This window comes from Mycobacterium bohemicum DSM 44277, assembly GCF_001053185.1.
Classification (GTDB): domain Bacteria; phylum Actinomycetota; class Actinomycetes; order Mycobacteriales; family Mycobacteriaceae; genus Mycobacterium; species Mycobacterium bohemicum.
In genome coordinates this window covers 1-19,636 of the sequence record NZ_CSTD01000008.1, presented here as the reverse complement: position 1 = coordinate 19,636, position 19,636 = coordinate 1, and the positions used below count along the sequence as shown (strand labels likewise).

Genomic DNA, 19,636 nt, shown 5'->3' with positions numbered 1-19,636 from the left:
CCGGCCCGGCGGCCGCGGGGGCATGGGGCCGGGCGGTCCTGCGGGCGCGGACGCCCACGCCGTGCCCGACGGCTGGGCCGCCGCGGCCGGCAGGCGCATCGACTCGGTCTCGGGCGGGCGCCCGACCATGCCCTGGTGCCGGCCGACCTCGAACCTCAGCATCGGTCCGTCGGGGTTGCCGATGTTGAGCGTCTGGCCGTCGTGGATGTCGACGACGGGGACCCGCCGGCCATTGACGAAAGTCCCGTTGAGCGAACCGTTGTCGATCGCCAGCCACCGGCCCTGGTCGAAGCGCAGGAGCAGATGCGCGCGGGAAATGAGCGGGTGCGTGATGCGCATGTCGGCCCGCAGGTCGCGCCCGACCACCACGTCATGTCCCGCGGCGAATGTCCGCTCGGAGCCGTCGTAGCGGACGGTCAACACTGGCGGGGCTGCTGCAGTCATCGTGTCAACTGTAGCTTGTGGTACCGCCCGTTCCCTGAGAGCGACTGCCGCGGTGGCGCTCTCGCCGCGCGGCTAGGTGCGGTTGCCCGCCAGGACGTCGGGTGCGCCGGTGACCACGCACTGGGTGCGGGTGTAGATGGTGGCCATGCACTTGTTGCAGTGCGTGCAGGCCGAATGCACGCTGTGTGCGGCGCCGTCGGCGGCGAGCCGGTTGATCAGGTCGGGCTCGGCGAGCAGGGCTCGGCCCATCGCGACGAACTGGAATCCCTCGGCCATCGCCAGGTCCATCGTCTCCCGGTTGGTGATGCCGCCGAGCAGGATGAGGGGCATGGTCAGCTCGGCCCGGAAGAGCTTGGCGTGGCGCAGTAGATAGGCCTCGCGGTAGGGGTATTCGCGCAGGAACTTCTTGCCCGTCATGCGCATGCCCCAGCTCAGCGGCGGCTTGAAGGCGCCGGCGAACTCCTTCATCGGTGCGTCGCCGTGGAACAGGTACATCGGATTGACCAGTGAGCTGCCGGCGGTGAGTTCGATCGCGTCCAGGCCGCCATCCTGCTCGAGCCACTTGGCGGTGGTCAGCGACTCCTCCGTGCTGATGCCGCCGCGCACGCCGTCGACCATGTTCAGCTTTGCGGTGACCGCGATCGGCGTCCCTTCTTTCTCCACCGCGCGGCGGACGGCCGCGACGATGCCGCGGGCCACCTTCGCCCGGTTTTCCAGCGATCCGCCGAACTCGTCGTTTCGCCGGTTGATCAGCGGGGACAGGAACGCGCTCGCCAGGTAGTTGTGGCCCAGGTGAATCTCGACGGCATCGAAACCGGCCTCGATCGCCAGCCGCGCCGCGTTGGCGTGCCCGGCGATGACGTCGTCGATGTCGTCGCGGGTCGCCTTCTTGGCGAACCGCATCGCGATGGGGTTGAAGAACCGCACCGGCGCCAGGGCGGTGGCCTTGTTCGACTTGGCGTTGGCCACCGGACCGGCGTGTCCGATCTGTGCGCTCACCGCGGCGCCCTCGGCGTGGATGGCGTCGGTGAGCCTGCGGAACCCGGGCACCGCCTCCGGGCGCATCCAGATGCCGTTGCCCTCGGTGCGGCCGCCGGGGGAGATGGCGCAGTAGGCGACGGTCGTCATGCCGACCCCGCCCGCGGCCGGCAGCCGGTGGTATTCGATCAGGTCGTCGGTCACCAGCCCGTTGGGTGTGCGCGCCTCGAATGTTGCCGATTTGATGGTGCGGTTGCGCAGCGTGACCGGGCCCAGCTTGGCCGGGGAGAACACGTCTGGAGGGGTAGACATACCGGGAGCCTAATGGCGATCGCAAGCGCGGCGTAGCCGGGCGCGGCGGGTCGCCATTGTTGGGGTTGGGGGTCGATCGCAAGCGCGGCGTAGCCGGGCGCGGCGGGTCGCCATCGTCGAACCGTGCCAGACTGTCAGCCGTGGGCGCAATCACACTGGACGGCAAGGCCACCCGCGACGAAATCTTCGTCGACCTCAAGCAACGCGTGGCCGCACTGACCGCGTCCGGCCGCACACCGGGCCTCGGCACCATCCTGGTGGGCGACGACCCCGGGTCCCAGGCGTACGTCCGCGGCAAGCACGCCGACTGCGCCAAGGTCGGCATCACCTCGCTGCGCCGCGATCTGCCCGCCGACATCAGTACCGAGACGCTCAACGACACCATCGACGAGCTCAACGCCAACCCCGAGTGCACCGGCTACATCGTGCAGTTGCCGCTGCCGCGGCATCTGGACGAGAACGCCGCGCTGGAGCGCGTCGACCCCGACAAGGACGCCGACGGCCTGCACCCCACCAACCTGGGCCGGCTGGTGCTCAGCGTCCCGGCGCCGTTGCCGTGCACCGCGCGCGGCATCGTGCACCTGTTGCGTCGCTATGACATCGAGATCGCCGGCGCGCACGTCGTCGTCATCGGCCGCGGGGTCACGGTCGGCCGCCCGTTGGGGCTGCTGCTGACGCGCCGCTCCGAGAACGCCACCGTCACCTTGTGCCACACCGGGACTCGCGACCTGGCGGCGTTCACCCGGCAGGCGGACATCGTCGTGGCGGCCGTCGGGGTGCCGCACATGCTCACCGCCGAGATGGTGCGTCCCGGCGCCGCCGTCGTCGACGTCGGTGTCAGCCGCACCGACGACGGTCTGGTCGGCGACGTGCACCCCGACGTCTGGGACGTGGCCGGCCACGTGTCTCCGAACCCCGGTGGCGTCGGCCCGTTGACCCGGGCGTTCCTGCTGACCAACGTCGTCGAGCTGGCCGAGCGGAAATGAGCGCCCGGTCCGTACTGCAGTCGCAGTGGCCGATCCTGTCGGTGGGCTTCATCTTCGCGGTCGCGTTCGTGCTGGCCGGCGCCAACTTCTGGCGCCGCGGCTCGCTGCTGATCGGCATCGGTGTCGGCGTGGCCGCCATCCTGCGCCTGGCGCTGTCCGAGGACCGGGCCGGTCTCTTGGCGGTCCGCAGCAAGGGCACCGACTTCGTGACGACCGCGGCGGTCGGGGCGGCGATGATCTACATCGCGTCGACCATCGACCCGCTCGGCACCCGCTAGGTTCCCGGGATCGCGGGCATTCCCGGGATGCGCGGCAGGCTGCCGGTGAGGCCACCGGGCAGGCCGCCCGTCGGGTTGCCACTGGCGATGCTGGCCATCTCCTGCGGGCAGTACATCTGAATCGCGATGGTGGTGAACATCTTGGCCATGCCCGGGGACAGCCCCCGGTTGGTGACGCTGGCCGCCGCGGCGGCGAAGTTGCCGCCCGGCCCGGCGAGCATGGGGCAGATCGACTGGCCCACGGCCATCGCGATACCCGGTTCCCCGAAGTCGATCCCGGCGTGGTTGAGCGCGTCGATGAAGCTGTCGTCGGTGGCGGGGTCCGCCTCGGCCGGCGCAGCGAATGCCGCGGCCGCGGTGAGCAGCCCGGCCGCGGCGGCGAGCAGGCGAACGGTCAGGGGCTGGTGGCGGAGCGACCAGGCCCACCCGTGAGTTGGTGTCAGTGCCTTCATGCCGGGCTCCCCATCTGTCGTGGGGTGCACAGGTGGCACCCAATTCACTCCAGGAACTCTGATCTACTTTTGTCACATTTGTGACACGGTGGGATAAAGGTTTGCCCAATAAGCGTTTTGTGAGGGCCCTGTGCTTGCGGCGTCGTTTATTAGCGGGACCGACCGGCCGGGGCGATTCGGGCGCCGGCGGACGTATCGAGGCCACACCGTTACCCGACACGTGCCACCGCGCCCGTCGCCAAGGGGCGAAAGCGACGAGAATCGCCCCCCATGACGACGAATGACGGCCGTCCTTTCGAGCGTGCGATCTCGCGTCAGACCTTTCTCCGCGGCGCCGTGTCGGTGTTGGCGACCGGCGCGGTGCTCGGGCCCACCCGGGCCTCCGCGGACGCCGGCTGGGGCGGCCTGGCCTCTTCGATCGGGGGCCGCGTCTTGTTACCCGCCAGCGGAGCCCAATTCACCGCGGGCAAGCAGGTTTTCAATTCGTTCTACAACAGCGCGAATCCCGCTGCGGTGGTAGCCGTTTCGTCACAGTCCGACGTGCAGAAGGCGCTCACCTTCGCGGCGGCCAACAACCTCAAGGTCGCCCCGCGTGGCGGCGGCCACTCCTACGTCGGCGCGTCCAGCGCGACCGGCGCCCTGGTGCTCGACCTGCGGGGCCTCCCGGGCGGCGCCAACTTCGACGCCGGCAGCGGCAACGTGACGGTGACGCCGGCGACCAATTTGCAAGCGCTGCAACAGACATTGGCCGCGGCCGGTCGGGCCCTGCCCACCGGTAGTTGCCCGACGGTCGGCATCGGCGGTTCGGCGCTCGGCGGCGGCATGGGCGCCGACTCCCGGCACGCCGGCCTGACCTGTGACGCTCTCCGGGCGGCCACGGTGGTGTTGCCCAGCGGGGACGTCGTCACCGCGTCGGCCAACGACAACCCCGAGTTGTTCTGGGCGCTGCGCGGCGGGGGCGGCGGCAATTTCGGGGTGACGACCTCGATGACGTTCGCGACGTTCGCGACCGCGGACAGTGACCTCGTGCGCCTCGACTTCCCGCCCTCGTCGGCGGTGCAGGTGCTCATGGGCTGGCAGTCGTGGCTGTCGGCGGCCGATCGAAACAGTTGGGGGATAGTCGATCTTTCGGTCGGTTCGGCCCAGGCCAACTGCCATGTCCTGGCGACCTGCCCGGCCGGCGCCGGATCGGGGGTGACCGCCGCGCTCAAGTCCGCGATCGGCCTGGCGCCCAGTTCGGTCCAGAACAAGACGCTCAGCCACCCGGACCTGATGACCTACCTGGCCGGCGGAAGCTCGGCAAGCTCGCCGCGGGCCTTCGTGGCCGGATCCGACGTGATCGGCGCGCTGAATTCCGCTGCCGCGCATGCCATTGCGGCCGCGATCGGGCAGTGGCCCGCTTCCGGCTCGGGAACGGCGTCCGTCATCGCCGACCCACTGGGCGGTGCGGTCGGCGACGTGGCGGCCGGTGACAGCGCCTTCCCGTGGCGCACGCAGGCCGCCGTGCTGCAGTGGTACGTCGAGCCCGCCAGCAACGAGATCGCCGCCGCGAACAAGTGGCTGGCCGCGGCGCACCAAGCGGTGCAACAGTATTCGGTCGGCGGTTACGTCAACTACCTCGAGGCCAACGCCACCGCGGCGCGCTACTTCGGGTCGAACCTGTCCCGGCTGACGACTGTGCGGCAGAAGTACGACCCGAACCGGGTGATGTTTTCCGGGCTGAACTTCTGACCGTCACGCTTTCCAAATAACTTGCGCCACTTTCGTTTCAGTGGCCTCACCGCGGGCCTTTTTGTCGGTGGCCTCGTCTAGTTTTGGGCCATGGCGAGCAGGGGCGGTGTCGGTCGGGAGGCGTTGTCGGCCGCCTTTGACGCCATCGAGGCCGCCTTGGACAAGGCTTAGCTACTCCGGCAGCGTCGCCCTGATGCACACGGTCACATACGGCAGCGCCAGACCGGTGGCGTTGGCCAGCGCCGGATGGCTGGCCAGCAGTTCGCGCACCCGGTCGAGCGTCTTGCTGCGCACCTCGGTGGGCGAGGTGATGCAGTAGCTGCGTGACGACACCAGGTCGATGAGCGCTTGCGGCGTCAGGTAATTCGTCCACTCGACCTGGTGACGCTCCGGCTCGGCGAAGGACGGGGACAGGTCCACGTCGAAGCGGCCCCGGTCGCCGTCGGAACCGATGATCTCGCCGAGCTCGCGCACCCAGCCGAGCCGCTCGTCGCGGGTGTTCCAGACCAGGCCCAGCCGGCCCCCGGGCCGCAGCACGCGGGCCACCTCCGGTATCGCCCGCTCGGGATCCACCCAGTGCCACGCCTGCGCCACCAGCACCGCGTCAACGCTGTTGTCGGGCAGCGGAATATCCTCCGCGGTCCCCAGCAGCGCGCTGGTCTCCGGCAGCGACGTGCGCAGCACCTCGAGCATGTCGGGAATGGGATCGACGGCCACCACGTCCAGGCCGCGTTCCACCAGCCGGGTGGTCAGCTTTCCGGTGCCCGCACCGAGGTCGAGCACCTGGCGCGCGCCCCGGGGCAACAGCCAGTCGATCGCCTCCGGCGGATAGGACGGACGACCACGCTCGTAGGCAGCGGCCGCCGAGCCGAAGGACAGGGAGCGGTCGTGCCGAGAGCGGGTCACCTGCGACACGCGCCTTCGGTGCCGGCCAGGTCCAGCGTCGCGCGAATCAGCTCGCCGACCGCCTCCGACTCGACCAGGAATCCGTCGTGGCCGCAGATCGACTCGACGACGTTCAGCCTCTCGCAGCCCGGCAGCAGCTCGACCAGCTCCTCCTGCAGACGCAACGGGTACAGCCGGTCGGAGGTGATGCCGCCCACCACGGCGGGTACGGTGCAGCCGCTCAACGCCTTTCGCACCCCACCCCGGCCGCGGCCGACGTCGTGGCTGCTGAGCGCCTCGGTCAACGCCACATAGCTGCCCGCGTCGAAGCGCGCCAACAGCTTCTCGCCCTGGTGTTCCAGGTAGCTCTGCACCGCGTAGCGGCCGCCGTTCACCGGGTCCTCGTCGCCTTGAACATCGTTGCCGAACCGGGTGTCCAGCTCCACCTCCCCGCGGTAGGTCAGGTGCGCGAAGCGCCGGGCGATCATCAGGCCGGTGTCCGGGCTGCGCCCGGTGCCGTGATAGTCGCCGCCCTGCCAGTTCGGGTCCGCCTTGATGGCCGCGATCTGCGTGGACTGGGTGCCGATCTGGTCGGCGGTGGCCCGCGCACCGACGGCAAGCAGCAGGCCGGCCCGGACCCGGTCGGGATGCCCGACCATCCACTCCAAAGCCCTTGCGCCGCCCAAGGATCCGCCGACGACGGCCGCGACCTGGCTGATGCCCAGGGCGTCCAGCGCGGCGATGTCCGCCTCCACCTGGTCGCGCACCGTGATCAACGGAAACCTTGAGCCCCAGGGCTTTCCGTCGCGCGCCAGGGAGCTGGGGCCGGTGGACCCGCGGCAACCGCCCAGCACATTGGTGGCCACCGCGCACCACCGGTCGGTGTCGATCGGCGCCCCCGGCCCGGCGACGCCGTCCCACCAGCCGGGGGTGGGATGACCGGGCCCGGCCGGTCCGGTGATGTGCGAATCTCCGGTGAGCGCGTGCAGGACCACCACCACGTTGTCCCGCGTCGGCGACAACTCGCCCCAGCGCTGGACCGCGATGCACACGTCGTCGATCACGGCACCGCTCTCGGTGGTCAGCGAGCCGATGTCGACGAAGCCAATCTCACCTTCGGCGGGCAGCGTCTGGGTGGGCACATCAAAGATGGTCACGTCGGATTTCCCCCTAGAACGCCGCCACGGCCTGCGGGTCGGCGTTGCCGTCGGCGGCCGCGTGCTTGCGGGCCGCGGCGAAGCCGAGTTCCAGGTCGGCCAGGATGTCGTCGATGCCCTCGAGACCGACCGCCAGCCGGACCAGGCCCGGGCTGACACCGGTGCTCAGCTGTTCCGCGGGGCTGAGCTGGGCGTGGGTGGTCGACGCCGGGTGAATCACCAGCGACCGCACGTCGCCGATGTTGGCGACGTGGCTGTGCAGCTTCAGCGCGTTGACGAAGTCCTTGCCGGCCTCCACGCCGCCGGCCAGTTCGAACGACAGCACCGCGCCGGCGCCCTTGGGCGCCAGCTTCTTCGCCCGCTCGTGCCAGGGCGAGCTGGGCAGCCCCGCGTAGTTGACCGACAGCACGCCGTCGTGGCCGGCCAGGAACTCGGCCACCCGCTGGGCGTTGGCGACGTGGCGCTCCATCCGCAGGCTCAGCGTTTCGATCCCCTGGGCCACCAGGAACGCGTTGAACGGCGAGGCGGCCGAACCGAGGTCGCGCAGCAGCTGCACGCGCGCCTTGAGCGCGAAGGCCGGCGCTCCGAGCTCCGCGAACACCACGCCGTGGTAGCTGGGGTCGGGGGTGGTGAATCCGGGGAAGCGGCCCTGCGTCCAGTCGAACGTTCCGCCGTCGACGACGGCGCCGGCGATCGCGGCGCCGTGCCCGCCCAGGTACTTGGTGGCCGAGTGCACGACGATGTCGGCGCCGTGCGCGAACGGCTGGATCAGGTAGGGCGTGGCGACGGTGTTGTCGACGATCAGCGGCACCCCGTTGGCGTGGGCCACCCCGGCGACCCCGGGGATGTCCAGCACGTCGATCTGCGGGTTGGAGATGGTCTCGCCGAAGAACGCCTTGGTGTTCGGCCGGACCGCGGACTGCCACGAGTCCAGGTCGTCGGGGTCTTCGACGAAGCTGACCTCGATGCCGAGCTTGGCCAGCGAGTAGTGGAACAGGTTGTAGGTGCCGCCGTAGAGCCGCGGGCTGGAGACGATGTGATCTCCGGCACATGCGAGGTTGAGTATGGCGAACGTCTCAGCGGCCTGCCCGGAGCTGAGGAAGAGGGCGGCGACGCCGCCCTCGAGCGCGGCGATGCGCTGCTCGACGACGTCGGTGGTCGGGTTGCCGATCCGGGTGTAGATGTTGCCGGGCACCTCGAGGCCGAACAGGGCCGCGGCGTGCGAGGTGTCGTTGAAGACGTACGACGTGGTCTGGTAGATCGGCAGCGCCCGGGCGTTGGTCGCGGGGTCCGGTTGCTGGCCGGCGTGGATCTGCTTGGTCTCGAAGGACCAGTGCGCCGTCGGGTCTGCGTCGGGGTTGTTCTCGGAGCTCATTGGTAGTGGTTGCTTTCTGACGTGGCTTTTTGGTGAAAGGGGTGGTGATCGCCGGCTAACAGCGACAGCCGACCAAAGACACGGACAGATCCGAGCGGGGTGTATGGAGGCACATCACGTATCCCCTCTAGTCAGGGGGCCCGTCATGGCGGACCCGCGCTTGCCGTGCAGCCGGCTATTGGCTACTAGACCTGGTCATCACCCGGGGCACCCCACCGCGGTTGGAGGGTTGCCGGCCAGCAAGCCGGGGCTTGACGCTGGCGCTCATGACCAATAAAGAGACTATCTTACTGAGCCGACTCCGTGCCAATGGCGGGTCGACACCTGTCCAAACGCCCTTGATAACGTGGCAACAGAGAACTCTGAGCTCCCCAAAGACCCGATCGATCGTGAAGATCTTGACGCCCGGAGAGGGACCGTGAGCGCCGAACAACCGACCGTCATCTACACGCTGACCGACGAGGCCCCGCTGCTGGCGACCTACGGGTTCCTGCCCATCGTGCGGGCCTTCGCCGAGCCGGCGGGTATCGCGATCAAGACCAGTGACATCTCCCTGGGTGCCCGGATCCTCGCCGAGTTCGGCGACCGGCTGACCGACGATCAGCGGGTTCCCGACGACCTGGCCGAGCTGGCCCGCCTGACGAAGCTGGCCGACACCAACATCATCAAGCTGCCGAACATCAGCGCGTCGGTGCCCCAGCTCGTCGCGGCCGTCAAGGAGCTGCAGGGCAAGGGATTCAATATCCCGGACTTTCCGCAGAACCCGAAGACCGACGAGGAGAAGGAGATCCGCGCCCGCTACGGCAAATGCCTGGGAAGCGCGGTCAACCCGGTTCTGCGCCAAGGCAATTCGGACCGGCGCGCACCCAAGGCCGTCAAGGAGTACGCGCGCAAGCACCCGCACAGCATGGCGGACTGGTCGCCGGCGTCGCGCACTCACGTCGCGACCATGAAGCACGGCGACTTCTACCACGGCGAGAAGTCGATGACGCTGGACCGCGCGCGCAACGTGAAGATGGTGCTGAAGGCCAAGAACGGGCAGACCCTCGATCTCAAGGCGAAGGTTGCGCTGCGCGAGGGCGACGTCATCGACAGCATGTTCATGAGCAAGAAAGCCCTCTGCGACTTCTACGAGGAGCAGATGCAGGACGCCTACGAGACCGGCGTGATGTTCTCACTGCACGTCAAGGCGACGATGATGAAGGTCTCGCATCCGATCGTCTTCGGCCACGCCGTGAAGATCTTCTACAAGGACGCCTTCGCCAAGCACCAGGAGCTCTTCGACGAGCTCGGGGTCAACGTCAACAACGGGCTGGTCGATCTCTACGACAAGATCGAGTCGCTGCCGGCGTCGCTGCACGAGGAGATCATCCGCGACCTGCACGCCTGCCACGAACACCGCCCCGAGCTGGCGATGGTCGATTCGGCCAAGGGCATCACAAACTTCCACTCGCCCAGCGACGTGATCGTGGACGCGTCCATGCCGGCGATGATCCGCGCAGGCGGCAAGATGTGGGGCGCCGACGGGCGGCAGAAGGACACCAAGGCCGTCAACCCCGAATCGACCTTCTCCCGCATCTACCAGGAGATCATCAACTTCTGTAAGACCCACGGGGCGTTCGACCCGACGACGATGGGCACCGTCCCCAACGTCGGGCTGATGGCGCAGGAGGCCGAGGAGTACGGGTCGCACGACAAGACGTTCGAGATCCCCGAGGACGGGGTCGCCGACATCGTCGACCTCGACACCGGAGAAGTCCTGATGAGCCAGAACGTGGAGGCCGGCGACATCTGGCGCATGCCCGTCGTCACCGACGAGGCGATCCGCGACTGGGTCAAGCTGGCGGTCACCCGGGCCCGGAATTCGGGCATGACGGTGGTGTTCTGGCTGGACACCGAGCGGCCGCACGAGGTCGAGCTGCGCAAGAAGGTCAAGGAGTACCTCAAGGAGCACGACACCGAGGGCCTGGAAATCCAGATCATGCCGCAGGTGTGGGCCATGCGCTACACGCTGGAGCGCGCGATGCGCGGGCAGGACACCATCGCCGCCACCGGGAACATCCTGCGCGACTATCTCACCGACCTGTTCCCCATCCTGGAGCTCGGCACCAGCGCCAAGATGCTGTCCATCGTGCCGTTGATGTCCGGCGGCGGGATGTATGAGACCGGGGCCGGCGGATCGGCGCCCAAGCACGTCCACCAGCTCGTCGAAGAGAACCACCTGCGCTGGGACTCCCTCGGTGAATTCCTGGCCCTGGGAGCGTGTTTCGAGGACATCGGCATCAAGACCGGCAACGCGCGCGCCACGATCCTGGGCAAGACGCTGGACGCGGCGATCGGCAAGCTGCTGGAGAACAACAAGAGCCCGTCGCGCAAGACCGGCGAGCTCGACAACCGCGGCAGCCAGTTCTACCTCGCGCTGTACTGGGCCGAGCAGCTCGCCGCGCAGTCCGACGACGAGGAGCTGCGCGAGCACTTCGCCGCGCTGGCCGAGGTGCTGAGCAAAAACGAGGACACCATCGTGGCCGAGCTCGCCGAAGCGCAGGGCGAGCCGGTTGACATCGGTGGTTACTATCGACCGGACAGCGAGAAGACGACTGCAGTCATGCGGCCGAGCAAAACATTCAACGAAGCGCTGGCAGCTTCGCAAGGCGCGCAGGGCTCGTAAGGCTACGGGCCGCGAGGAGGAGTCGACTCGATATGTCCAACAAGATCAAGGTCGAGGGGCCGGTGGTCGAGCTCGACGGTGACGAGATGACCCGGGTGATCTGGAAGTTCATCAAGGACATGCTGATCCTGCCGCACCTCGACATCAACCTCGAGTACTACGACCTCGGCATCGAAAACCGCGACCGCACCAACGACCAGGTGACGATCGACGCGGCGTACGCCATCAAGAGGCACGGCGTGGGCGTCAAGTGCGCGACCATCACCCCCGACGAGGCCCGCGTCGCCGAATTCAACCTGAAGAAGATGTGGCTGTCGCCCAACGGTACGATCCGAAACATCCTGGGCGGCACCATCTTCCGCGAGCCGATCGTGATCTCGAACGTGCCGCGGCTGGTTCCGGGCTGGACCAAGCCGATCGTCATCGGCCGACACGCGTTCGGCGACCAGTACCGCGCGACGAACTTCAAGGTCGACAAGCCCGGCACCGTGTCGATCACCTTCACGCCGTCGGACGGCAGCGAGCCGATGGTGCACGAGGTGGTGTCCATTCCCGAGGACGGCGGCGTCGTGATGGGGATGTACAACTTCAAGGAGTCCGTCCGGGACTTCGCGCGCGCCTCGCTGGCGTACGGCCTCAACGCCAAGTGGCCGGTGTACCTGTCGACCAAGAACACCATCCTCAAGGCCTACGACGGCATGTTCAAGGACGAGTTCCAGCGCATCTACGACGAGGAATTCAAGGACAAGTTCGAGGCCGAGGGGCTGACGTACGAGCACCGGCTGATCGACGACATGGTGGCGGCCTGCCTGAAGTGGGAGGGCGGCTACGTCTGGGCCTGCAAGAACTACGACGGCGACGTCCAGTCCGACCTCGTCGCGCAGGGTTACGGATCGCTGGGCCTGATGACCTCGGTGCTGATGACCGCCGACGGCAGGACGGTCGAGGCCGAGGCCGCGCACGGCACCGTCACGCGCCACTTCCGGCAGTACCGGGCGGGCAAGCCGACGTCGACGAACCCGATCGCCTCGATCTTTGCCTGGACGCGCGGGCTGGCGCACCGGGGCAAGCTCGACGACACCCCGGAGGTGATCGAGTTCGCCCAGACGCTCGAGGACGTGGTGATCCGCACCGTCGAGAGCGGCAAGATGACCAAGGACCTCGCCATCCTCATCGGCCCCGAGCAGGAGTGGCAGGAGAGCGAGCAGTTCCTGAACTCGATCGCCGAGAACCTCGACAAGACCCTCGCCGAGGCCGGCTAACCGGCGGCGCGGCCCACTAGCCCGTGGGCTGCTGACGCTCCCGGTTCTCCCGCACGCACTCGTCGAGGAAGCCGGTGATCACCTCGGCGACCCGGTCGGGCGCCTCGAACATCGGTATGTGCCCGACTCCGTCGAGTTCGGTCATCTTGTGGTCCGGCAGGTTGTTGGTGAAATGCCGGCTGAACCGCGGCGCCGGGACGATCCGGTCCTTTTCGCAGACCACCAGGTGCGCGGGCACGGCGTTCTCCGCGAGCTCCCGCAGGCCGTGCAGCAACACCGCCTTGACCAGCAGCTGGAAATAAGCGGGGCAGTGGGCGACGTCGTCGATGCAGCCGAGGATGTCGGCGTCGCTGACCGCGTCCGGCGATCCGCTGATCGCGTACGTCGCCAGCCGGCGGCTGTACGGCAGGCCCATCACCTTCGGCCCGACCGCCCACGCGAGCACCAGCAGCGGGATGCCCAGGACGAACTTGGCGATCACCTCGAACTTGTGCGGGCTCCATCGGGTCCACCCGCCCGCGGGCGCGATGCCGGTGACGCTGCGGGCGCGGCCGCGCCGTTCCAGCTCGAATGCCACCCAGCCGCCCAGCGAGTTGCCGACGATGTGCGCGGTCTCCCAGCCCAGCTCGTCCATCTGCCGCTCGACGTGGTCGGCCAGGACCGCCGACGACAGGAACCAGGTGCCGGCGCGCGGGCCGCCGTTGTGGCCGGCCATCGTCGGGGCGAACACCTCGTAGCGGCCGGTGTCGGCCAGCCGCCGGGCCACCCCCTCCCACACCGCCTGGGACAGCAGGAACGGGTGCAGTAGCAACACCGGCTCCCCGGAGCCCAGATGGATCGGTTGACGAGTCCCCGCGCTCTTCCCCATGTTCCCGACAGTAAAGGCGGTACCGCCGGTACCGCAACCGGCCCCCTTCGCCGAGTGTGAAGCTGGCCGCACACTCGGCGCCGAGCGTGAAGCTGGCCGCACACTCGGCGGCGGCGGGCTCCCGGGAGGCGGCGCGTGAAAAGATCGGGGCACCATGAGCACCGACTACGACCCCGGCACCGGAACGCGCCGGATCTTCTCCGGCGTGCAGCCCACCTCCGATTCGCTCCACCTCGGCAACGCGCTGGGTGCCATCACCCAGTGGGTCGCGCTGCAGGACGATCACGACGCGTTCTTCTGCGTGGTGGACCTGCACGCGATCACCATCCCGCAGGATCCCGAGGCGCTGCGCCGCCGCACGCTGGTGACCGCCGCGCAGTACCTGGCGCTGGGCATCGACCCCGGCCGCAGCACCGTCTTCGTGCAGAGCCACGTGCCCGCGCACGCCCAGCTGGCGTGGGTGCTGGGCTGCTTCACGGGCTTCGGCCAGGCGTCGCGCATGACGCAGTTCAAGGACAAGTCGACGAAACAGGGCAGCGACTCGGCCACGGTGGGGCTGTTCACCTACCCGGTGCTGCAGGCCGCCGACGTGCTGGCCTACGACAGCGACCTGGTGCCCGTGGGTGAGGATCAGCGCCAGCACCTGGAGCTGGCCCGCGACGTGGCGCAGCGCTTCAACAGCCGCTTCCCGGACACCTTCGTGGTGCCCGACGTGCTCATCCCCAAGGTCACCGCCAAGATCTACGACCTGGCCGACCCGACGTCGAAGATGAGCAAGTCGGCGTCGACCGACGCCGGGCTGATCAACCTGCTCGACGACCCGGCCCTGTCCGCCAAGAAGATTCGCTCGGCCGTCACCGACAGCGAGCGCGAGATCCGCTACGACCCCGACGCCAAGGCGGGGGTGTCCAACCTGCTGACCATCCAATCGGCGGTCACCGGGGTCGGCATCGACAAGCTCGTCGACGGCTACGCCGGGCGTGGCTACGGCGACCTGAAGAAGGACACCGCCGAGGCGGTCGTCGAATTCGTCGCTCCCATCAAGGCCCGGGTGGACGAGTTGACGGCCGACCGGGCCGAATTGGAGTCGGTGCTCGCCGCCGGCGCCCAGCGCGCCCGGGAGGTCGCCGGCAAGACCGTGCAGCGGGTCTACGATCGGCTCGGTTTCCTTCCGCCGGCGGGATAGGTATTGCTATGAGCGAGTCGGCCACGCTGGGGGTGCTGGATCGGCTGCGCGCCAGGTTCGGCTGGTTGGACCATGTCATCCGGGCCTACCAGCGCTTCGACAAGCGCAATGGCGGCTTCTTCGCGGCGGGGCTCACGTATTACACGATCTTCGCGTTATTCCCTTTGTTGATGGTCGGATTCGCGGTGTGCGGCTTCGTGCTGGCGCTGCATCCGCGGCTGCTCGGCACGGTTGACGACCACATTCGGTCCCAGGTTTCGGGTCAGCTGGGGAATCAGCTGCTGCACCTGATCGACTCGGCGATCGCGGCGCGGGCGTCGGTCGGTGTCATCGGCCTGGCGACCGCGGCCTGGGGCGGCCTGGGCTGGATCGCGCACCTGCGGCAGGCCCTGACCGAGATGTGGTGGGAGCACCGCATCGACTCGCCCGGGTTCGTGCGCACCAAGGTTTCCGACCTGCTGGCGATGCTGGGCACGTTCGCGGTGACGATGGCGACGATCGCCCTGACCACGCTCGGCCACGCCGAGCCGATGGCCGCCGTGCTGAAATGGTTTGGCGTGCCGGAGTTCTCGGTGTTGAACTGGGTGTTTCGCGGGATCTCGATAGCGGTGTCGATCCTGGTGTCCTGGCTGCTGTTCACCTGGATGATCGCGCGGTTGCCGAGGGCGAAGGTCAGCCTGGTGCACTCGGCGCGGGCGGGGCTTTTGGCGGCCGTCGGCTTCGAAATCTTCAAGCAGGTCGCTTCGGTCTACCTGCGCGTGGTGTCGCGCAGCCCCGCGGGCGCCACGTTCGGGCCGGTGCTGGGCCTGATGGTCTTCGCCTACTTCACGGCGTATCTGGTGCTGTTCTGCACCGCCTGGGCGGCGACGGCGTCAACCGACCCGCGGCTGCAGAGCGTCGAACCACCGCCGCCGGCGATCATCGCCCCCCGGGTGCAGGTCGACGAGGGCATGAGCGCCCGTCAGACGATGACCGCCATGGCCGTGGGAGCCGCTGGCGCCCTGGCGTTTTCGCGGATCACCCGCTGGCTGCGCTAGGCTGCCCAGTCGCCGCGGGCCATCACGGCGGTGGCCCGCAGATCGGCGTCGAGCACGACGAGATCCGCTGCATACCCCGCGCGCAGCTCGCCCACCTTGTCGAGGCCCAGCGCCCGCGCCGGTGTGGTGGCGGCCATCCGCACTGCGTCGGCCAGCCCCGCCAGCGCGGCGACGCTGCGGAAAACCCGGTCCATGGTCGCGGTGCTGCCCGCGATCGCCGAGGTGCCGCGCACGCGCGCGACCCCGCTCACGACGTCGATCGGCATGGCGCCGAGCCGATAGGCTCCGTCGCCGCAGCCGGCCGCGGCGATGGCGTCGGTGATCAGCGACACCCGCCCGGGACCCGCCGCCCCCATCACGGCGGCCAGCACCGCGGGGTGCACATGCACGCCGTCGGCGATGAGTTCCAGCGTGACCCGCGGATCCTGCAGCAGGGCGAGCACCGGGCCCGGCTCGCGGTGGTGCAGGGGCGGCATCGCGTTGCACAGGTGCGTGGCGACCGTGGCCCCGGCGTCGATGGCCCGCCGGGTCTGGTCGTAGGTCGCGTCCGTATGTCCCACCGCGACAACTACTCCCGCGTCCAGGAAGCGCCGGATCGCGTCATCGGCCCCGGGCAGCTCGGGCGCCAGCGTGACCATCCGGATCGCGGCGCCCCCGCTCGCCAGCACGGCGTCGATCTCTGCCGGGTCCGGGGCGCGCAGCTGGTCGGGGTCGTGCGCGCCGCAGCGCGCCCGGGCCAACCAGGGGCCCTCGAGGTGGATTCCCGCGACCACGCCGCGCCGGGTCGCCTCGGCGAGCGCGCGCACGCCGGCGATCAGTTCGGGGGGCGACGTGGTGACCAGGCTGGCCAGGGTCGTCGTGGTGCCGTGCCGCAGGTGAAAGCCGGCCGCCTCGGCGATGCCGCGCGGGTCGGTGTACGCCGCACCGCCCCCGCCGTGCACATGCATGTCGATAAAGCCCGGCGCCACAGTGCATTCGGGGAAGTCGCTGTCCGGCGGGCGGGGCGGCGGGCCCGCGCCGCACGCCTGGATCCGGTCGCCCGACGTCTCCAGCCATCCCGGCCGGCATACCTGGCCGTCGAGAACCACGGCGCCCGCGCCGATCAGCGCCACCGTCCCCCGGCCTCCCAGAAGTGCCGGATGTCCTCGAGCTGGCGCCCCTTGGTTTCCGGCGCGTACCGGTACACGAAGCCGAACGCGACCACCGACAGGGAAGCGAAGACCGCGAATGTGCCTGCGCCGCCGAGCGAATGCAACATCGTCAGAAACACCGCCGCGACGATCGCGTTGGCCACCAGGTTGGACGTGAGCATCGCGCTCGAGCCCAGCGACCGCAGCCGGGTCGGGAAGCTCTCGCTGGCGTACACCCAGCCCAGGGAGCCGAAACCCATGGTGTAGCCGACGATGAACACCAGCACGCCGGCGAATCCGACCGTCAGGCCCCAGCCGTTCGACCCACCGAGGCCCCGGGCGAACACGGCCAGCAGCACGACGTCAGCGGCGATCATCATGGCGATGCCGCACAACAGGATCGGGCGCCGGCCGACCCGGTCGACGAGGACCACCGCGGTGCCCACGGCGCCCAATCCGGCGACCTGGACCAGGGCCGGCAGGCCCAGCAGCGCGAAATTGCCGGTGAAGCCCATCGCCTCGAATATCCGTGGGCTGTAATAGATGATCGCGTTGATGCCGGTGATCTGGATCAGGAAGCCGAGGGTGACCACGAAGAAGGTGGCCCGCGCGTAGGGCCGGCGCAGCATCTCGGACACGCCGCCGTCACCGTCGCTCAGGGCGAGACCGATCTCGGCCAGCTCCTCGTCGACGTCGGCGCCGGGGTCCGCGCGCCGCAGCGCGGCGCGGGCCTCGTCGGTGCGGCCCTTCAGCAGGTACCACCGGGCGGTGTCGGGCATGCGAAGGATCAACGGCAGCAACAAGATTGCCGGTAGTACGGCGAGCCCCAGCATCCAGCGCCAGCTGTGGGTGCCGGCCAGCAGATAGCCGGTCAGGTATCCCACGATGAGCCCGCTGACGATGGTCAGCTGATAAGCCGTCAGCAGCGATCCCCGGACCGCGGCCGGCGCGGATTCGGCCACGTACACCGGGACCACCACCACCGAGACGCCGATCGTCAGGCCGAGCAGGAAGCGGGCCAGCAGCAGCATCGGGAACGAGACCGACAGCGCCCCCAGCGAAGCGAACGCCGCGTAGGCGAGAAGGATCAGCACCACCGACTTCTTGCGCCCGATCGCATTGGCGAGCGCGCCCGCCCCGAACGCGCCGGGGATCTGGCCGAGCACCGCCATCGTCGTCAGCAGTTCCTGTTGCCGCGTGCTCAATCCGAAGTCCTCGGTCACGAACAGCTGCGCGCCGGCGATGATCGACAGGTCGTAGCCGTAGATGAGCCCGACGCTGGCGGCGGTCAGCCCGATCAGCAGGCCCCGCGACCGGAGGCTCAACGGTGCTGCGGTCGGCGGTTCATCGAGCGTGCGACCATGATCAAACTAAACACGACGACCGTGCCGACGACGCCGACGCCCACCCGGACCGGCAGTTCGTCGGCCGAGGGGATGAGCCCGGCGGCCTGCGCCCCGGTGGCCCGGTCGGCGTCGCGCTTGGCCGGCAGCAGCGAGGGGTCGGGTTCGATCAGCGCGCCGACCTGGGTGCCCTGCGGGGTGGCGAACCCGTAGTCCAGCAGGTGTGCCGCCTGCTCCCAGGGGGCGATCGGCTGCCGCGTGCCGTGCAGCAGCACCGCCATCAGCCGTCGCCCGTTGCGGTTGGCCGCGCCGACGAACGTCTGGCCGGCGTCGTCGGTGTACCCGGTCTTGCCGCCCAGCGCGCCCGGGTAGTTGAAGAGCAGCTTGTTGTCGTTCTCCAGCTCGTAGCCGGGGTGGTCGCCGTGGCCGGGGAACTCGAAGGTGCGCGTGGCGACGATGTCGGCGAACGTGGGGTTCTGCCAGGCGTAGCGATAGAACAGGCCGATGTCGTAGGCCGAGGTGCTCATGCCGGGCCCGTCGAGCCCCGACGGCGTCGCCACCCGGGTGTCGCGGCCGCCGAGCTTGGCGGCCAGCATGTTGATCTTCTCCAGCGCCTGCTGCATGCCACCGAGCTGCATGGCCAGCGCGTGGGCGGCGTCGTTGCCGGAGTGCATCAGCAGCCCGTGCAGCAGCTGGTTGACGGTGAACACGCCGCCCTCCTCGACGCCGACCTTGGTGCCCTCGGCGGCCGCGTCGTCGGCCGTGCCGGGGACCGACTTGTTCAGCGGGAGCGCGTTGATGGCGGCCATCGCGACCAGCACCTTGATGATGCTGGCGGGGCGGTGCCGGCCGTGCGGATCCTTGGCGGCGATCACCGCGCCGCTGTCCAGGTCGGCGACCAGCCAGGCGTCGGCGGAGACGTCGTTCGGCAGCGGCGGCGTATCGGGCGCGGTGACGATGCCGCAGCCGGCCAGCGCCTCGCCGCCGACCGGCTTGGGCGGCACCACCAGCGGCATCGGCGGGTCACCGGCCTGCGGCACCTCGGAGGAGTCCACCGCGGGCGGGGTGTTCACCTTGTAGGGGCAGCTGGGCGGCCCGGCGTTGGGGCCCGGGCTCGGCTCGGCCGATGCGAGCGGCAGCGCCGCCGGGGCGGCCATCAGTGAAATGGCCGCTGCCAGGCATGACGCGGAACGTGTGAACCTCATCGTGTGAGCAGGTTAGGCGATCGGAGGCCGAAGTCCGGGGAGCCGCGCTGTGGCTGGTGGGACGGAAGTTACGTAACGGCTCCGCGCCTCAGGCCCACGGCGACGCGAGGAAGTCGAGCAAGCCGGTACCGATCATGCCGGGCAGGCCCGCCACCACGATGCCGAGGCCGGGGCCGCCGGCGTTGCCGCCGAATCCGATAAGCGCGTCGCCGCCGTTACCGCCATCCCCGCCGTTTACCGCGTCGCCAAACCCTCCGGCCCCGCCCTCGCCGCCATCACCGCTCAGCGCACCCCCGCTGCCGCCCTGACCGCCGACACCGCCGTTGGCCCCCACTCCGC

General features: G+C 69.3%; 17 protein-coding genes, 1 pseudogene and 1 riboswitch. Of the genes and pseudogenes, 7 read left to right on the top strand and 11 right to left on the bottom strand.

The window, feature by feature from the left end; genetic code table 11:
* Nucleotides 1–444: FHA domain-containing protein (locus BN971_RS23915; RefSeq protein ID WP_139027171.1), on the bottom strand; the 444-nt coding region annotated here is incomplete at its 3' end.
* Between the two features lie 72 nt (nucleotides 445–516).
* Entirely contained in the window at nucleotides 517–1,734 is a 1,218-nt protein-coding gene (locus BN971_RS23910; RefSeq protein ID WP_085180154.1) for an NADH:flavin oxidoreductase, read from the bottom strand.
* Between the two features lie 140 nt (nucleotides 1,735–1,874).
* Here BN971_RS23910 and BN971_RS23905 point away from each other — a divergent pair, with 140 nt between their 5' ends.
* Both BN971_RS23905 and BN971_RS23900 read left to right on the top strand, forming a co-directional pair.
* On the top strand, nucleotides 1,875–2,720 hold the full coding sequence (locus BN971_RS23905) for a bifunctional methylenetetrahydrofolate dehydrogenase/methenyltetrahydrofolate cyclohydrolase (RefSeq protein WP_085180155.1): 846 nt from the start codon (nucleotides 1,875–1,877) through the stop codon (nucleotides 2,718–2,720).
* Nucleotides 2,717–2,998, top strand: coding sequence for a DUF3017 domain-containing protein (locus BN971_RS23900; RefSeq protein WP_085180156.1), 282 nt, complete (start codon nucleotides 2,717–2,719; stop codon nucleotides 2,996–2,998). The genes BN971_RS23905 and BN971_RS23900 overlap by 4 nt, the downstream gene beginning before the upstream one ends.
* On the opposite strand, the gene BN971_RS23895 is transcribed toward BN971_RS23900, so the two are convergent.
* Nucleotides 2,995–3,450 carry a DUF732 domain-containing protein gene (locus tag BN971_RS23895; RefSeq protein ID WP_085180157.1) on the bottom strand — a complete coding sequence of 152 codons (456 nt, stop codon included), beginning with the start codon at nucleotides 3,448–3,450 and terminating at the stop codon, nucleotides 2,995–2,997. The two genes, BN971_RS23900 and BN971_RS23895, sit on opposite strands and share 4 nt — an antisense overlap.
* A gap of 270 nt (nucleotides 3,451–3,720) precedes the next feature.
* On the opposite strand from BN971_RS23895, the gene BN971_RS23890 reads away from it, so the two are divergent.
* The gene (locus BN971_RS23890) at nucleotides 3,721–5,181 is read left to right on the top strand and encodes an FAD-dependent oxidoreductase (RefSeq protein ID WP_085180158.1); all 1,461 of its coding nucleotides are present in this window, start codon (nucleotides 3,721–3,723) and stop codon (nucleotides 5,179–5,181) included.
* Nucleotides 5,182–5,352: 171 nt separating this feature from the next.
* Here the strand turns inward: BN971_RS23890 and BN971_RS23885 are convergent, their stop codons facing one another.
* From BN971_RS23885 to BN971_RS23875, 3 genes are read right to left on the bottom strand one after another with little or no spacing between them, the layout of a single operon-like run.
* Nucleotides 5,353–6,087 (bottom strand): class I SAM-dependent methyltransferase, encoded by a 735-nt coding sequence (locus BN971_RS23885; RefSeq protein WP_085180179.1) that lies wholly within the window; start codon nucleotides 6,085–6,087, stop codon nucleotides 5,353–5,355.
* Complete coding sequence (gene metX / locus BN971_RS23880; RefSeq protein ID WP_085180159.1) at nucleotides 6,084–7,223, bottom strand: homoserine O-acetyltransferase MetX; 1,140 nt, start codon at nucleotides 7,221–7,223, stop codon at nucleotides 6,084–6,086. Before metX ends, BN971_RS23885 begins: the two co-directional genes overlap by 4 nt.
* Before the next feature lie 13 nt (nucleotides 7,224–7,236).
* Nucleotides 7,237–8,598, bottom strand: a complete 1,362-nt coding sequence (locus BN971_RS23875) for a bifunctional o-acetylhomoserine/o-acetylserine sulfhydrylase (protein ID WP_085180160.1) — start codon at nucleotides 8,596–8,598, stop codon at nucleotides 7,237–7,239.
* Nucleotides 8,599–8,749: 151 nt separating this feature from the next.
* Nucleotides 8,750–8,870, bottom strand: a riboswitch (SAM riboswitch).
* Nucleotides 8,871–9,016: 146 nt separating this feature from the next.
* Here BN971_RS23875 and BN971_RS23870 point away from each other — a divergent pair.
* Nucleotides 9,017–11,266, top strand: a complete 2,250-nt coding sequence (locus BN971_RS23870) for an NADP-dependent isocitrate dehydrogenase (protein ID WP_085180161.1) — start codon at nucleotides 9,017–9,019, stop codon at nucleotides 11,264–11,266.
* 32 nt (nucleotides 11,267–11,298) lie between these two features.
* The gene (locus tag BN971_RS23865; RefSeq protein WP_085180162.1) at nucleotides 11,299–12,528 is read left to right on the top strand and encodes an NADP-dependent isocitrate dehydrogenase; all 1,230 of its coding nucleotides are present in this window, start codon (nucleotides 11,299–11,301) and stop codon (nucleotides 12,526–12,528) included.
* A gap of 16 nt (nucleotides 12,529–12,544) precedes the next feature.
* On the opposite strand, the gene BN971_RS23860 is transcribed toward BN971_RS23865, so the two are convergent.
* The gene (locus BN971_RS23860; protein ID WP_169718571.1) at nucleotides 12,545–13,396 is read right to left on the bottom strand and encodes an alpha/beta fold hydrolase; all 852 of its coding nucleotides are present in this window, start codon (nucleotides 13,394–13,396) and stop codon (nucleotides 12,545–12,547) included.
* A gap of 154 nt (nucleotides 13,397–13,550) precedes the next feature.
* On the opposite strand from BN971_RS23860, the gene trpS reads away from it, so the two are divergent.
* Both trpS and yhjD read left to right on the top strand, forming a co-directional pair.
* A complete protein-coding gene (gene trpS / locus BN971_RS23855) occupies nucleotides 13,551–14,582 on the top strand; it encodes a tryptophan--tRNA ligase (RefSeq protein WP_085180164.1) in 1,032 nt (343 codons plus the stop codon).
* 8 nt (nucleotides 14,583–14,590) lie between these two features.
* Nucleotides 14,591–15,619, top strand: coding sequence for an inner membrane protein YhjD (yhjD, locus tag BN971_RS23850; protein WP_085180165.1), 1,029 nt, complete (start codon nucleotides 14,591–14,593; stop codon nucleotides 15,617–15,619).
* Here yhjD and nagA read toward each other — a convergent pair.
* The 4 genes and pseudogenes from nagA to BN971_RS25240 form a co-directional block, all read right to left on the bottom strand.
* Nucleotides 15,616–16,731 carry an N-acetylglucosamine-6-phosphate deacetylase gene (nagA, locus tag BN971_RS23845; RefSeq protein ID WP_085180166.1) on the bottom strand — a complete coding sequence of 372 codons (1,116 nt, stop codon included), beginning with the start codon at nucleotides 16,729–16,731 and terminating at the stop codon, nucleotides 15,616–15,618. The two genes, yhjD and nagA, sit on opposite strands and share 4 nt — an antisense overlap.
* The gene (locus BN971_RS23840; protein ID WP_085180167.1) at nucleotides 16,722–18,074 is read right to left on the bottom strand and encodes a sugar porter family MFS transporter; all 1,353 of its coding nucleotides are present in this window, start codon (nucleotides 18,072–18,074) and stop codon (nucleotides 16,722–16,724) included. Before BN971_RS23840 ends, nagA begins: the two co-directional genes overlap by 10 nt.
* Entirely contained in the window at nucleotides 18,071–19,297 is a 1,227-nt protein-coding gene (gene dacB1, locus BN971_RS23835; RefSeq protein WP_085180168.1) for a D-alanyl-D-alanine carboxypeptidase DacB1, read from the bottom strand. The genes BN971_RS23840 and dacB1 overlap by 4 nt, the downstream gene beginning before the upstream one ends.
* An 88-nt stretch (nucleotides 19,298–19,385) precedes the next feature.
* Nucleotides 19,386–19,636 (bottom strand): annotated as a pseudogene (locus tag BN971_RS25240) (hypothetical protein); the annotation flags it as partial.

What these genes read in the sequence shown, in the direction of transcription:
- BN971_RS23865 (WP_085180162.1), top strand. Translation starts at nt 11,299, where the DNA reads ATGTCCAACAAGATCAAGGTCGAGGGGCCGGTGGTCGAGCTCGACGGT.
- BN971_RS23860 (WP_169718571.1), bottom strand. Translation starts at nt 13,396, where the DNA reads ATGGGGAAGAGCGCGGGGACTCGTCAACCGATCCATCTGGGCTCCGGG.
- BN971_RS23890 (WP_085180158.1), top strand. Translation starts at nt 3,721, where the DNA reads ATGACGACGAATGACGGCCGTCCTTTCGAGCGTGCGATCTCGCGTCAG.
- yhjD (WP_085180165.1), top strand. Translation starts at nt 14,591, where the DNA reads ATGAGCGAGTCGGCCACGCTGGGGGTGCTGGATCGGCTGCGCGCCAGG.
- BN971_RS23895 (WP_085180157.1), bottom strand. Translation starts at nt 3,450, where the DNA reads ATGAAGGCACTGACACCAACTCACGGGTGGGCCTGGTCGCTCCGCCAC.
- dacB1 (WP_085180168.1), bottom strand. Translation starts at nt 19,297, where the DNA reads ATGAGGTTCACACGTTCCGCGTCATGCCTGGCAGCGGCCATTTCACTG.
- BN971_RS23910 (WP_085180154.1), bottom strand. Translation starts at nt 1,734, where the DNA reads ATGTCTACCCCTCCAGACGTGTTCTCCCCGGCCAAGCTGGGCCCGGTC.
- trpS (WP_085180164.1), top strand. Translation starts at nt 13,551, where the DNA reads ATGAGCACCGACTACGACCCCGGCACCGGAACGCGCCGGATCTTCTCC.
- BN971_RS23875 (WP_085180160.1), bottom strand. Translation starts at nt 8,598, where the DNA reads ATGAGCTCCGAGAACAACCCCGACGCAGACCCGACGGCGCACTGGTCC.
- BN971_RS23900 (WP_085180156.1), top strand. Translation starts at nt 2,717, where the DNA reads ATGAGCGCCCGGTCCGTACTGCAGTCGCAGTGGCCGATCCTGTCGGTG.